The 13,535-nt window shown below is 43.6% G+C and carries 15 protein-coding genes and 1 pseudogene; 8 read left to right on the top strand and 8 right to left on the bottom strand.

Annotation, left to right across the window (positions count from 1 at the left end; genetic code table 11):
* Nucleotides 1-28: 28 nt before the first annotated feature.
* The gene (gene proG, locus NSU05_RS06880; protein WP_038428836.1) at nucleotides 29-847 is read right to left on the bottom strand and encodes a pyrroline-5-carboxylate reductase ProG; all 819 of its coding nucleotides are present in this window, start codon (nucleotides 845-847) and stop codon (nucleotides 29-31) included.
* A 168-nt stretch (nucleotides 848-1,015) separates the two neighbouring features.
* On the opposite strand from proG, the gene htrA reads away from it, so the two are divergent.
* Together htrA and NSU05_RS06870 are read left to right on the top strand one after the other, a co-directional pair.
* A complete protein-coding gene (htrA, locus tag NSU05_RS06875; RefSeq protein ID WP_015252257.1) occupies nucleotides 1,016-2,374 on the top strand; it encodes a serine protease HtrA in 1,359 nt (452 codons plus the stop codon).
* A 157-nt stretch (nucleotides 2,375-2,531) separates the two neighbouring features.
* Nucleotides 2,532-2,708 carry a hypothetical protein gene (locus NSU05_RS06870; RefSeq protein ID WP_015483136.1) on the top strand — a complete coding sequence of 59 codons (177 nt, stop codon included), beginning with the start codon at nucleotides 2,532-2,534 and terminating at the stop codon, nucleotides 2,706-2,708.
* 183 nt (nucleotides 2,709-2,891) lie between these two features.
* Here NSU05_RS06870 and NSU05_RS06865 read toward each other — a convergent pair whose 3' ends face one another.
* The 4 genes and pseudogenes from NSU05_RS06865 to NSU05_RS06850 all read right to left on the bottom strand — a co-directional run bounded on the left by NSU05_RS06865 (nucleotide 2,892) and on the right by NSU05_RS06850 (nucleotide 7,165).
* On the bottom strand, nucleotides 2,892-3,863 hold the full coding sequence (locus tag NSU05_RS06865) for a glycosyltransferase family 2 protein (RefSeq protein WP_015715747.1): 972 nt from the start codon (nucleotides 3,861-3,863) through the stop codon (nucleotides 2,892-2,894).
* An 11-nt stretch (nucleotides 3,864-3,874) separates the two neighbouring features.
* Nucleotides 3,875-5,998 carry a glycosyltransferase family 39 protein gene (locus tag NSU05_RS06860; protein WP_038428835.1) on the bottom strand — a complete coding sequence of 708 codons (2,124 nt, stop codon included), beginning with the start codon at nucleotides 5,996-5,998 and terminating at the stop codon, nucleotides 3,875-3,877.
* 12 nt (nucleotides 5,999-6,010) lie between these two features.
* Nucleotides 6,011-6,106 (bottom strand): annotated as a pseudogene (locus tag NSU05_RS06855) (hypothetical protein); the annotation flags it as partial.
* A 108-nt stretch (nucleotides 6,107-6,214) separates the two neighbouring features.
* Nucleotides 6,215-7,165: a ring-cleaving dioxygenase gene (locus NSU05_RS06850; protein ID WP_014476561.1), complete on the bottom strand. Its 951-nt coding sequence runs from the start codon at nucleotides 7,163-7,165 to the stop codon at nucleotides 6,215-6,217.
* Nucleotides 7,166-7,553: 388 nt separating this feature from the next.
* Here NSU05_RS06850 and steT point away from each other — a divergent pair, with 388 nt between their 5' ends.
* The 6 genes from steT to spoIISC all read left to right on the top strand — a co-directional run bounded on the left by steT (nucleotide 7,554) and on the right by spoIISC (nucleotide 12,026).
* Nucleotides 7,554-8,870: a serine/threonine exchanger gene (gene steT / locus NSU05_RS06845; protein WP_038428833.1), complete on the top strand. Its 1,317-nt coding sequence runs from the start codon at nucleotides 7,554-7,556 to the stop codon at nucleotides 8,868-8,870.
* Between the two features lie 275 nt (nucleotides 8,871-9,145).
* Nucleotides 9,146-9,763, top strand: a complete 618-nt coding sequence (locus NSU05_RS06840; protein WP_003218470.1) for a DUF47 domain-containing protein — start codon at nucleotides 9,146-9,148, stop codon at nucleotides 9,761-9,763.
* Between the two features lie 12 nt (nucleotides 9,764-9,775).
* Nucleotides 9,776-10,777 carry an inorganic phosphate transporter gene (locus tag NSU05_RS06835; RefSeq protein WP_003232642.1) on the top strand — a complete coding sequence of 334 codons (1,002 nt, stop codon included), beginning with the start codon at nucleotides 9,776-9,778 and terminating at the stop codon, nucleotides 10,775-10,777.
* Between the two features lie 109 nt (nucleotides 10,778-10,886).
* Nucleotides 10,887-11,633 carry a toxin-antitoxin-antitoxin system toxin SpoIISA gene (gene spoIISA, locus NSU05_RS06830; protein ID WP_038428832.1) on the top strand — a complete coding sequence of 249 codons (747 nt, stop codon included), beginning with the start codon at nucleotides 10,887-10,889 and terminating at the stop codon, nucleotides 11,631-11,633.
* Complete coding sequence (gene spoIISB / locus NSU05_RS06825; RefSeq protein ID WP_003232646.1) at nucleotides 11,633-11,803, top strand: three component toxin-antitoxin-antitoxin system antitoxin SpoIISB; 171 nt, start codon at nucleotides 11,633-11,635, stop codon at nucleotides 11,801-11,803. Before spoIISA ends, spoIISB begins: the two co-directional genes overlap by 1 nt.
* An 85-nt stretch (nucleotides 11,804-11,888) precedes the next feature.
* Complete coding sequence (gene spoIISC / locus NSU05_RS06820) at nucleotides 11,889-12,026, top strand: three component toxin-antitoxin-antitoxin system antitoxin SpoIISC (protein ID WP_003232648.1); 138 nt, start codon at nucleotides 11,889-11,891, stop codon at nucleotides 12,024-12,026.
* Between the two features lie 36 nt (nucleotides 12,027-12,062).
* Here spoIISC and NSU05_RS06815 read toward each other — a convergent pair whose 3' ends face one another.
* The 3 genes from NSU05_RS06815 to NSU05_RS06805 are packed head-to-tail and all read right to left on the bottom strand — an operon-like array spanning nucleotide 12,063 to nucleotide 13,514.
* Nucleotides 12,063-12,956 (bottom strand): N-acetylmuramoyl-L-alanine amidase, encoded by an 894-nt coding sequence (locus tag NSU05_RS06815; protein WP_003245230.1) that lies wholly within the window; start codon nucleotides 12,954-12,956, stop codon nucleotides 12,063-12,065.
* Nucleotides 12,957-12,968: 12 nt separating this feature from the next.
* Nucleotides 12,969-13,232, bottom strand: coding sequence for a phage holin (locus NSU05_RS06810; protein WP_003232653.1), 264 nt, complete (start codon nucleotides 13,230-13,232; stop codon nucleotides 12,969-12,971).
* Between the two features lie 12 nt (nucleotides 13,233-13,244).
* Nucleotides 13,245-13,514 (bottom strand): hemolysin XhlA family protein, encoded by a 270-nt coding sequence (locus tag NSU05_RS06805; protein ID WP_003232655.1) that lies wholly within the window; start codon nucleotides 13,512-13,514, stop codon nucleotides 13,245-13,247.
* Between the last annotated feature and the right edge of the window lie 21 nt (nucleotides 13,515-13,535).

Below are 13,535 nucleotides of genomic sequence, written 5' to 3'. Positions count from 1 at the left end.
GATAAAAAAAGAATCCTCTTTCAAGGATTCATGTCTGTTTACCAACCTGTTCTGTAAGCAGTTCATATTTTTTCAGGGTTCTTTCAAACACCTCATCAAAAACGTCCGGCACAGAGGCGCGTATCACCTCAGCTCCCTCTCCCGTTATTCCGCCTTTGGTTGCGACACGTTCCAGCGTCTCCTCGAAAGACATATTTTTTTCGATCAGCACCTTGCCAGTTCCGTATAGCGAATGAATCAGAAAATCAAAGGCTTCTTCTTTGGACAGGCTGCTGTTTCTGACGGCAGACAGTGCCAGCTCTTCAAAGATTGCAGCTATGAATCCCGGTGCCGAGCTCGTTAAATTGCTGGCCGCATCTAAATTCGATTCTTTGATTTCTCGTACACGGCTGAAAACCGATAACAATTCATTCAGACGTTCTTTTTTCTCTGCAGCCAGCGCTTCACTGTGAACGACAAGTGAGATGCCAGCTTCTGCTTCGGACGTAATGGCAGGAATAACACGTGAGATACCGGCTTCTGTTTCTGCCTCCAAAAGACGCAGCGGCACACCGGCAGCTATGGATACGATGTGAGTATTTCTGTTCACATACGGGTGCAGACGGCGCATTGTTTCGATGACATGGAGCGGCGGGACGCATATCAAAATCAATTGGCACGTATTTGCCCAATTCTCCAACGGATCAGCCGATACGTTTGGATAATCTGACATGAGTGCCCGCAGCCGCTCCCCCTTCGTTCTCGTCTCAATAAATAGCTCATTCTCTTTTATTTGTTCATGTTTCAACAGCTGTCTGGCGATCATATCCGCCATGCTGCCATATCCAATCAATCCAATCTGTTCCATCGACTCAGTCCTTTCATATACAATATGAAGTGTACCGTTTTCCGCACTTTTTCACAATTTCCCATAATCTTTTCATTTTTATCCCACAGTTTTTGTTTATGATAAACTCAAGTCATAAACCTATCAATATAAATAGACATGTGAAAATAGAGAAACGGAGTGAACATGATGGATAACTATCGTGATGAAAACAGAACGAAAGGTAATGAGAATGAGGTCTTTTTAACGAAAGAGAACGATCAGAGCACCTCCTACTCGGCCCGCAATGTCATTCATGATCAGGAGAAGAAAAAACGAGGCTTCGGATGGTTCAGACCGTTGCTTGGCGGAGTGATCGGCGGCAGTCTTGCCCTTGGCATTTACACGTTTACACCGCTTGGCGACCATGATTCTCAGGACACTGCAAAACAATCATCCAGCCAGCAGCAAACGCAATCTGTTACAGCAACAAGCACCTCCTCTGAATCTAAAAAAAGCTCATCAAGCTCAAGCAGCTCATCTGCATTCAAGAGCGAGGACTCTTCTAAAATCTCAGATATGGTAGAAGACCTTTCACCAGCGATTGTCGGTATTACAAATCTTCAGGCACAATCAAACAGCTCTTTGTTCGGCTCTAGTTCTTCTGATTCCAGCGAAGATACAGAAAGCGGTTCAGGGTCAGGTGTCATTTTCAAAAAAGAGAATGGCAAGGCTTATATCATTACAAATAACCACGTCGTAGAAGGGGCATCATCACTGAAGGTATCTTTATATGACGGCACTGAGGTTACTGCAAAGCTGGTAGGCAGTGACTCGTTAACTGATTTAGCCGTCCTCCAAATCAGTGATGACCACGTCACAAAAGTGGCAAACTTCGGTGATTCATCTGATCTCAGAACAGGCGAGACCGTTATTGCGATTGGGGATCCGCTTGGAAAAGATCTGTCCCGCACAGTAACACAAGGAATTGTAAGCGGCGTGGACAGAACGGTTTCAATGTCTACATCAGCCGGCGAAACGAGCATTAACGTCATTCAGACAGACGCAGCAATTAATCCAGGTAACAGCGGCGGTCCTTTGTTAAATACAGACGGCAAAATTGTCGGCATTAACAGTATGAAAATCAGTGAGGATGATGTTGAGGGTATCGGATTCGCCATTCCAAGCAATGACGTAAAACCGATTGCTGAAGAATTGCTGTCTAAAGGACAAATTGAACGTCCATATATCGGTGTCAGCATGCTTGATCTGGAACAAGTGCCGCAAAATTACCAAGAAGGCACACTCGGCCTGTTCGGCAGCCAGCTGAATAAAGGTGTTTACATCCGTGAGGTCGCTTCAGGCTCTCCTGCTGAAAAGGCCGGATTAAAAGCAGAGGATATTATCATCGGCCTAAAAGGTAAAGAAATTGATACAGGCAGTGAATTGCGCAATATCTTATATAAAGACGCAAAGATCGGTGATACCGTTGAAGTGAAAATTCTCCGAAACGGCAAAGAAATGACGAAAAAAATTAAACTGGATCAAAAAGAAGAGAAAACTTCGTAAGACATAAAGCCTCAGGCCGCAAAAGCGGTCTGAGGCTTTTTATTAGATAAAAGACCTAATTGTTCTATGAAACTTTCAGACGAGATATCCGTATATCATACAGATTGACATCATTCTCATCAGATGCTAGAAACATCGTTTGCTAGGAGGCATGAACATGAAAACCGTAGGACTGAGTATGATCTGTGCAGGATTGGCTTTTCTTTTGCTGAGCTTTCTTCTCTCTGAATCGACGTTGACGTGGGGAATTGTATTGGGTACCAGTATTCTATTAAACATAACTGGTACGGCTCTAATCATGCGTTTCTTAAAAGCCCCCCAATCTAACAGCTGACATGCAGCAAAGCCGATGACGAAATCTTTAAGTTTTGCTGTTTTTATTTCGGCATGACTGAACCGCAGTACAAGCTCACAATCTCTTCTTTACCCAATTTCCATATATCTATTAGCATCTTTTGCTTTAGATCGGGCTCAGAGCATAAAAACTCCCTGTCCATTACGGACAGGGGGTTTGAGGTTATGACATATGCTGGTCTCTATAGAGTCTTTTATTTTCAATTCCATACGATTTTTGGACAATGTAAAGCGGCCTGTCTTTGGCTTCATCGTAGATTCTGCCGATATATTCGCCGATCACGCCCAAAATCAGAAGGACAATGCCGCTGAACAGGAGCTGGATCACAATAAGTGATGACCAGCCGGTAATCGTGCTGTCTGTGAATAGTTTCAGATACAGCACGATAAACATATACAGAAATCCAGCACCTGACATTAAAATCCCCGCATAGCTTGCCAGCTTCAACGGTTTATGTGAAAATGTCGTGATGCCGTCCATTGACAGCTTCAGCATTTTCTTGAGCGGGTACTTTGTTTCTCCGGCGAGCCTTTCATCACGTACATACTCGACCGCTGTCTGTTTGAAACCCACCCAGCTGACTAGCCCTCTGACAAATGGATTTTTTTCTTTTAATCTTTTCATTTCATCACAGACTTTTCTGTCCATGAGACGAAAATCCCCCGTATCAATCGGGATATCAATATCTGTCATACCGCTGAGAAGCCGGTAAAACATAGCCGCAGTTTGTTTTTTGAAAAAGGTTTCCCCTTTTCGTTTAGTCCGCACGGCGTACACGACCTCATAGCCTTCCTTCCACTTTTCAATCATATCTAAAATCAGTTCAGGAGGGTCCTGCAAATCGGCGTCAATGACGACGATTGCATTCCCCTGTGCATAATCCATACCCGCCGTAATGGCGATCTGGTGTCCAAAATTCCTTGAAAAATCAATAATTTTCACTCTCGGATCGATCAGGCTGTGCTCTCTTAAAATCTCAATACTGCGGTCTTTGCTGCCATCGTTGACAAAAAGCAGCTCGTAGTTTTCCTTCGTTTGATCCATGACCTCTTTTAAGCGCTGATAGGTTTCATGAATGACAAGCTCTTCATTATACACAGGTACAACAATTGAATATTGAATATGTCTGCTCATGTTTTTGCCTCCTATTCATCAGCATGTAGTTCGTATAATGTTGCTGACTGATTCATTCCGCCAGGTCCGCCCATTTTGCTGTTTTCACCTGAAGCCTTGCTGCTTGATGTATCAGCCGAATCAGTATTTTCTGTTTTTTGATCAGAACTTGATTGCCATTTTTCTGATGCTACTTCTTTTCCATTTTTCTCAACCCATTCAACAATGTCATTGTTTCCGCCTCTTCCCATTCCAGAAGCCAAGAAGTATTTCACTTTTCCTTCTTTTACAAGTTTTTTGAATTGAGTCAGTGTGATTGCCGGGTCAGAACCGCTGTATCCGCCAATAGCCATGACAGCTTTTTTCGTTTTAATGATATATGGTGCCGCTGTGTTCGAATCGGTTGTGGCGAATAGGTATTCAGCTCCGGAGTTATTCTCCTCTAGATATTTGATCAGTTTTTCATTTACAGTCGCATCAGACATTCCCATGCCTTTTCCGCTCATTGATGCGAGCTGAGGGCCTGTTTCAGGCAGTGAGCTGTTGCCTCCGTACAGAAGTGGCGTACTTGCCCAATAAATCGGCATCACCAGCAATGCGAGGAGAGCTGCAAGTGAAACATAATAACTGAACGGTTTTTGGCGCTGTTTAAACAGCAGCAAAGCAATCGCTGACAACACGCCGATAACACCTACCCCGATACTCCATCCAACACCGATTTGATCGTTGTAGTTTCTGAGAATAAACAATTCAAATCCAGTTGTCGCAATAATTGCTCCCGGCAAAAGCCATGCTTTCCAGCCTGTCTGATTGCGATACAGATGAACAAGGGCAACCCATCCCGCACCGACAAGAGCCGCAATCGGCGGTGCCAGCATGATGAGATAATAATGATGGAAAAATTCTGCGACACTGAAGAATCCGGCAATCGGTACAAGCCACGCAACCCAGAACACCGTTTCCTTCTGCTCTACAGATAATCTTCTTCTTTCTCTTGCGCCAGCGATCAGTAAGCCTGCGATTCCAAATATCGCAAATGGCAGAAGCCAGCTGATTTGATCAGATAACTCTTGTTGGAAAAGCCGCAGTGGACCAGGTGTTCCCGTTCCAAACATCCCTGAACCTGATTGCATTTTCGAACCGGTTCCTGTATCGCCTTTCCCTCCGTCTCCGCCGCTTGGAGGGCCTCCTTGACCGCCGCTTGGCATTTGGCCATTGGATGGAGGCGCCGCCATATTGCCATTTGAGGATTTACCATCGCTTGATGAGCTGTTGCTTGATGACTGATTAGGCGGTGCTTGAGTTTTATCAGAAGAAGACATTTCTTTTGAAGCGTCTTTGTTTGGCGCACCCTGGCCGCCGCCTGAATTTTGGCCTGTCAGCCGCTGGATTCCGTTATAGCCGAAAGCCAATTCCAAAACAGAGTTGGTTTGGCTGCTTCCGATATAAGGCCGCTTGCTTGCAGGGATATTGTCAACAATGAGCGGCCACGATAACGAAACGGCTGCTAATACGGCTAACGCACTTACCAATGAAACGATTTTTTTCTTGATTGTGGCGTTTGCCGCAATCAGATAGAACAATAAGAAAGCCGGTAAAATCATGTAAGCCTGCAGCATTTTTGTATTAAATCCTACTCCAACAACCAAAAATGCTGCTAACAGCCAGATCAGCTTTCCTTTTCTGATCGCTTTAAAGAGAAGCCATGTAGCAAGCAATAAGAAAAATACCAGTAATGCATCAACATTGTTTGTACGTGCTACAGCTACAGCAATCGGTGTACATGCCATGATGAAAGAGGCAATTCTTGCTGCTGTCTTACCGAATGTCGGTTTTATTAACAGATACATTAAAAGGACAGAACCTACACCAGCAAGTGCCTGAGGCAGGATGACGCTCCAGCCGTGCATACCGAATATAAGTGCGCTGATGGTTTGTATCTGGAACGTAATAGGCGGTTTATCAACCGTTATAAACCCCGCCGCGTCGAATGAGGCATAGAAAAAATTATGAAAGCTTTGCATCATACTTGTGACTGCAGCGGTGTAATAAGGATTCACCGTATCATCATTCCAGATGTTATAGATATTTAAGAATGCAGATGCGAGCAAAATGAGGATGAGGAAAATATCCAGCTCGCGTTTTTTCTTTTCCACGTGTTTTTCACTCCTTTTGGCTAACTTGGAAATAGTGTAACAAGCAAATATGAATAAACTATTAATAAACAAAGACAATATTTTTGCCGAGGCCATTTCATGCCAATCATCCTATATACAGCTGGTTTCTAGCCCTTTCTCCAAATCGTAATCGGCGATGCGTTTTCCCAAAATAAAAAAGCCCTCCGGCGCGCCGGAAGGCAAATGAATCACAATTTATTGGATCGGTTTCAATTTCGCTTCAATTTCTGCTCTTCGATGCTCTAGATATGGCGGAAGAGCAATCGTTTGGCCAAGCTCATCAAGATTTTCATCTACCATAAAGCCCGGTCCGTCTGTTGATAACTCGAACAAAATGCCGTTCGGTTCTCTGAAATACAGCGCCTTGAAATAGTAGCGCTCAACTATGCCTGAATTGCTAAAGCCTTCGCGGCTGATGATCCGGTGCCACCCGGCAAGTTCTTCTTCATCTCTTACCCGAAATGCGACGTGGTGAACACTCCCTTTGCCTTGACGCTCGCGCGGAAGATCGTTTCTTTCTATTAAATGGATTTCCGTTGCAGCACCGCCTTCTCCTGATTCCAGAATAACGGCGGTTCCTTGCCCTTCGACTGGTTCACGGCTGATTTCTGTAAATCCAAGAATATTCGTCAATACGTGTAAAGTTGGTTCAGCATATGGCACAGTCAGTTCAACCGGCCCTAACCCGCGAAACGAAAATTCTTCCGGAATGCCGCTCTGCTCAACAGGCAGGCCATATCCTTTTCCTTCCTCATCAGCAGTCAGCACAAGTCGCTGCCCTTCATGATCTTGAAATGCCAATATGTCACGTCCGGCTCTTTTGGAGATGCCGCTGTGCGTTACTTGCTGCTCTTCAAAACGTTCTTTCCAGTAATGCAGGGCTTCTGTGCTTGGGACGCGCAAACCAATAGAAGAAATACTGTTTGTTCCCGCATGAAACGGTGCAATGCGGGGAATCTCGAAAAACGTCAGCTCAGTTCCCGGGTTTGCCACTTCATCTCCGTAGAACAGATGGTACATTGTCGGTTCATCCTGATTGACGGATTTTTTGACGAGCTTTAATCCTAATACTTTCTTATAGAAATCCAAGTTTTTTTGTGCGTCGGCCGTTAATGCCGATACGTGGTGAATGCCGTTAACTTTCATATGCTGTCCCTCCAGGTTATTTTATCTCGATTTCGAGATATCATATCATAATTGTATATTTATTGTTCTAATAACAAAGTATTTTATTCGCATGAGAAAGTCAACATATCAGCTTCACCGAAGGTTCGTTCATTTTCTGAATTCTCACCTCCCCTCTGTACCGGCTAAAATCCTAATACAGAAAACACGAACTTTGTAAATAAAAATTATGAATTTTATTCGTTTATAGATCATTAAAACAGGTATTTCCACAGTTTTATCTGCTGTACACAAAGCAAATTTCGAAAATCAGAAAATTTATTTTATTTCACTTTTCTAAAATAGGGTTTACAATATGAAAAAATAGATTCTTCAACATGAAGCTTCAACATCATAGGAGGTTAAGGACATGCATACTGAAGACAACGGTTTGAAAAAAGAGATAGGCCTCTTGTTTGCCCTTACTCTTGTCATTGGAACCATTATCGGTTCTGGTGTTTTTATGAAGCCCGGCGCTGTGCTTGCTTATTCAGGTGATTCAAAAACGGCGCTTTTCGCCTGGCTGTTAGGCGGTATTTTAACACTGGCGGGCGGTTTGACAATCGCGGAAATCGGAACGCAGATTCCAAAAACCGGCGGGCTTTATACGTACCTTGAAGAAGTGTACGGCGAGTTTTGGGGATTTTTGTGCGGCTGGGTGCAGATTATCATTTACGGTCCGGCGATTATCGGCGCGCTGGGTTTATATTTTGGATCTTTAATGGCGAATCTTTTCGGCTGGGGATCTGGACTATCAAAAGTCATTGGAATTATAGCAGTTCTCTTTTTATGCGTCATTAATATTATCGGTACAAAATACGGCGGTTTTGTCCAAACGCTGACAACGATCGGAAAACTGATTCCGATTGCCTGCATCATCATCTTTGGCCTTTGGAAAGGCGATCAGCACATCTTCACAGCAGTAAACGAAAGCATTTCCGATATGAACTTCGGGGCGGCTATTTTAGCTACGTTGTTTGCTTATGACGGATGGATTCTCCTTGCCGCTCTCGGCGGAGAAATGAAAAATCCCGAAAAGCTGCTTCCACGCGCTATGACGGGCGGATTATTAATTGTAACGGCGATCTATATTTTCATTAATTTTGCATTGCTTCACATCCTGTCAGCGAACGAAATTGTCACGCTTGGTGAAAATGCGACAAGCACCGCTGCAACCATGCTGTTCGGTTCAATTGGCGGAAAGCTGATCAGTGTAGGGATTATCGTCAGCATCTTTGGGTGCTTAAATGGAAAGGTGCTTTCTTTCCCGCGTGTTTCATTTGCAATGGCGGAACGCAAACAGCTTCCATTTGCTGAAAAACTGTCACATGTACACCCGTCGTTCCGCACACCATGGATTGCGATTTCTTTTCAAATTGCTTTGGCTTTGATTATGATGCTGATCAGCAACCCTGATAAGCTCTCAGAAATCTCCATTTTCATGATCTACATTTTTTATGTGATGGCCTTTTTTGCAGTGTTTATTCTCCGCAAGCGAGCAGAGGGAAAAAAGCGCGCCTACAGTGTTCCGCTTTATCCATTTATGCCAATTCTGGCAATCGCGGGCTCCTTCTTTGTGTTAGGCAGCACACTCATTACAGATACAATGAGCTGCGGATTATCCATCCTCATCGGCCTTGCCGGACTGCCTGTTTATTACGGGATGAAAAAACGAAAAGCAAGCTGATAAAACGGTTCCCTTGTTTAGGGAACCGTTTTTTGGTGAAACAGAAGATAAAAGTTGACAGGAAAAACACAACTTTTGATATACTTTTTACGTTAAGCAGAAAGTTTTTGCAAACTTGGGTCGTTTTTTTAAAGCGAAGTAGGTCAAAATAAGGAGACACGATTTATCAAAAAAGTCAAGATACGTTTTTTTCGACTTTACCTGTTTTTTTTCGACAAAAGGCTATATAATAATTTGATGTGTGCATTGTTCATTCAAACTATGGAGGGTTTTTAATGATAAGAAGAAAAAAAGATAAGTTCTCACTCCTTTTAACAGAAATTGCAAAGAACATAGACGAAACTGCAGAATATTTTGTGAATTTTAAGGTCACTAACCAAACGACTCTTAAAGAATTTGCAGATACGTTAAAGGAATATGAAACAAAAGGTGACAATCATGTTCATGTCATGATTAAAGAGCTTAACAAAGCGTTCATCACTCCTATTGAGCGCGAAGATATCCTTCAGCTGACAAACAGCTTGGATGATGTGCTTGACGGAATCGAACATTTCTCTGCCATGATGGAGATTTTCTCAATTACTTCATCAGACGAGCATATTGATAAATTCAGCGGATATATCAGAGAATGTGCGAAAGAGATTTTGATTACGATCGAGCTGCTGGCAGAAAATCGCTTAAAGGATATTCAGCCTCACGCAATCAAAATTAAAGAGTATGAGCACAGTTGTGACAACTTGCACAGAAAATCATTAAAGAATCTTTTCGGAAATGAAACAGATCCAATCAAAGTCATTCAATATCGTGAAATATACGAAACGCTTGAAGAAATCGCCGACTCTTGTCAAAGTGTTGCCAATAATCTTGAAACCATCATTATGAAAAACGCGTAACGAGGGGTAAAAATGGATATTCTATTAATATTAACGATACTAATAGTCATTTGTGCTCTAGCGTTTGATTTCATCAACGGGTTTCATGATACGGCAAACGCAATTGCGACTTCGGTATCAACAAAAGCGTTAAAACCGCGCCATGCCATTATATTGGCTGCTGTGATGAACTTTGTCGGAGCAATGACGTTTACAGGTGTTGCCAAAACCATTACGAAAGACATCGTAGATCCTTATACGCTGGAAAATGGCTCTGTTGTCATTTTGGCTGCGCTACTCGCTGCAATTGCCTGGAACCTTATCACATGGTACTACGGTATCCCAAGCAGCTCATCCCATGCCATCATCGGCGCTATTGCCGGTGCAGCCATTGCGGCAGCCGGATTTGCAGCGTTAAACTATAAGGGCTTCATTAAAATCATTGAAGCACTGATTCTATCACCAATTATTGCCTTTGTCCTTGGTTTTATTCTTTATAGCATCGTTAAGCTGATTTTCAAAGACAGCAACTTGGCGAAAACGAATAAGCAATTCCGCAGAGTGCAGATTGTAACAGCTGCCCTGCAATCGTATACACACGGAACAAACGATGCGCAAAAAGCAATGGGAATTATCACAATGGCTCTCATCACAGCGAATTTACATACTTCTGCTAATGATATTCCTACCTGGGTGCAATTCGCCTGCGCGACAGCCATGGGTCTCGGAACATCAATCGGCGGCTGGAAAATCATCAAAACCGTTGGCGGAAAGATCATGAAAATCCGTCCGGTAAACGGTGTTTCCGCTGACTTAACCGGAGCAGCCATTATTTTCGGCGCCACGTTTATTCATTTGCCGGTCAGTACAACCCACGTCATTTCTTCATCAATTCTTGGCGTCGGTGCGTCCCACCGCGTAAAAGGCGTAAACTGGGGTACGGCCAAGCGAATGCTCATTACATGGGTCATCACGCTTCCGATTTCAGCGACACTTGGTGCCATCGCCTACTTTATTTTAAATATGATATTTTAATGTCACACCGCTTCTGTCAAAGGAGCGGTTTTTTTGATGGAACAGGAAAACCATCCGGATCTCTCGAATACAATAAGCAGAACCTATTTCAGATGTGAGGGATTCGAATATGGTTTTATTCTTTCAGATCATGGTCTGGTGCATCATGGCCGGACTGGGGTTATACGTATATGCCACGTGGCGTTTCGAAGCGAAGGTCAAAGAAAAAATGTCCGCCATCCGGAAAACTTGGTATTTGCTGTTTGTTCTGGGCGCTATGGTATACTGGACATATGAGCCCACTTCCCTATTTACCCACTGGAAACGGTATCTCATTGTCGCAGTCAGTTTTGCTTTGATTGATGCTTTTATCTTCTTAAGTGCATACGTCAAAAAACTGGCCGGCAGCGAGCTTGAAACAGACACAAGAGAAATTCTTGAAGAAAACAACGAAATGCTCCACATGTATCTCAATCGGCTGAAAACATACCAATACCTATTGAAAAACGAACCGATCCATGTTTATTATGGAAGTATAGATGCTTATGCTGAAGGTATTGATAAGCTGCTGAAAACCTATGCTGATAAAATGAACTTAACGGCTTCTCTTTGCCACTATTCGACACAGGCTGATAAAGACCGGTTAACCGAGCATATGGATGATCCGGCAGATGTACAAACACGGCTCGATCGAAAGGATGTTTATTACGACCAATACGGAAAAGTGGTTCTCATCCCTTTTACCATCGAGACACAGAACTATGTCATCAAGCTGACGTCTGACAGCATTGTCACGGAATTTGATTATTTGCTATTTACGTCATTAACGAGCATATATGATTTGGTGCTGCCAATTGAGGAGGAAGGTGAAGGATAATGGAACGTGCGTTTCAAAACAGATGCGAGCCCAGAGCGGCGAAGCCGTTTAAAATCCTGAAAAAACGTTCAACCACCAGTGTCGCAAGCTATCAAGTCAGTCCGCATACAGCAAGAATCTTCAAAGAAAACGAACGGCTGATTGACGAGTATAAACGAAAAAAAGCATGATCACACTAAAAGGACAAGGGAAAACAGCTCTTGTCCTTATTCCTTTTCTTAAAGGGTGACATATAATAAATACAAACAGAGGATAATGTCAGGTGATACAGTGAAAAAATTGGTGAGGCGTGTGAAGTTTGTTGATTACGGAAGGTTTGGGCTTTCCGGGTACTCGCTTCGGGTGAGGGAGCGCAGTGCTGGAATTATAAAAAAGTTGAAGAAGAAAAAATAAATCCCGGAGCGGCTCCGGGATTTTTATGGTCTTTGATCAGCTTAATTGCGCTGCGATCTTCTCTTTCGTCGCAGGCCCGTAGATACCGTCAGCAGTTAGACCGTTAACAGACTGAAAACGGGCAACTGCGTCAGCTGTTTTCGGTCCGTAAACGCCGTCAATTCCGTTGTTAACAGCGCCTTTATCAGGGTAAAAATACAGAGCCGCAAGTGCTCGTTGCACCTGAAAGACGTGTTCTCCTGATGTATAAGGTGTTGTCAATTGAATGATACCATCAGGGAGCGGATAGAGCTCGGGTTTTTCAGCAGCCGATGGAGCACTTACAATTAATACTTGACCAACGCGAATAAGATTCGGGTCTTCGATATTGTTCCACTCTTGCAGCTGAGCAACCGTAACACCAAATGCTCTCGCTATAGATGTAAGTGTGTCGCCCTGTTTCACGACGTAAGTTTGGCTGCCGCCTCCCCCAATTCCTGCTTTGAACGAATCCCACGTATCTAACAATTTTCGCGGACATTCCTTCCCTGACCAATACTTATGAGGGACGACATTGGCGAGACTGATATTATGTTCAGCCATTAATGTTTTGATGAGCCACTGGGCATTTGCTGTTGCTTTTGCAAAATCGCCATCGGCATTTTCGCAAATTTCAATTCCAATAGAAGCCCGGTTGCCGCTGCCATTTCCGTCTCCCGCATGCCAGCCGTTTTCATTTAAAGGCAGATGCTGATAAATTTCTGTATCATCAACTGTAAAATGCCAGCTTGTCGTCGTATCAGGATTTTTCAAATAGCGGGCATGCGCTGCAGCATCTGCTCCTACTGCGGTATTCGCTGTGTTGTGCACCGTAATGTAAAGCGGCGTCATTGCGTAGCCTGGACGGTTATTTGCGCCAACCGGAATAAAGTCTTGAATAATGTTAACCATTTTCATCTCTCCTTATTTCGTCAGATTATTGTCCCTTAACAAGTCGCGCTGTTTTTTCCCTTTTTCTGTTACATAGTTGTTTTTAAACCAAGCGGCAAGTGTCGTTCCAATTGTAAATGCGATGGAACCGGCTGAATAAAGAGCGTCAGCGAGCTGATTGACCTGCTCCTCCTGAATGTCCAATGGTGATTTGCCGAGCATCAGCATGGTCTGGTTGATTAAAGCAATTAAAAGAAGCACCGTCCTGATGACCGTGCCCTTGTCAAACGTGTTCATAAAAATCCCCCTTTAATGCTGCAGCAGGCTGTACATAATGGCGATGGCTCCGCCAATGATGCCTGTAGACACTGCTGTAATGATGGCACCTGTGATGGTGCGTTTAATCCACGTGGTGTTTTCTTCAATTTTGTTTAATTTTTCGTTCAGCGTCATGATTTGCTGGTCTTGCCGGTCAGACACGCGTTCTAATGCGGAAACCCTCTGCTCAAGTGCTTTGTGCTCGCCTTTCATGTCTGCTAAATCCTGCTGAAACACATTCACGTCTGCCTCTTGCTGCATCTCTCACTCCTCCTTCACATG

This window comes from Bacillus sp. EU52 (assembly GCF_037964975.1).
GTDB lineage: Bacteria > Bacillota > Bacilli > Bacillales > Bacillaceae > Bacillus > Bacillus subtilis.
Note: the sequence above shows the minus strand (reverse complement) of the source record. Positions and strands in the feature narration are given on the sequence as shown.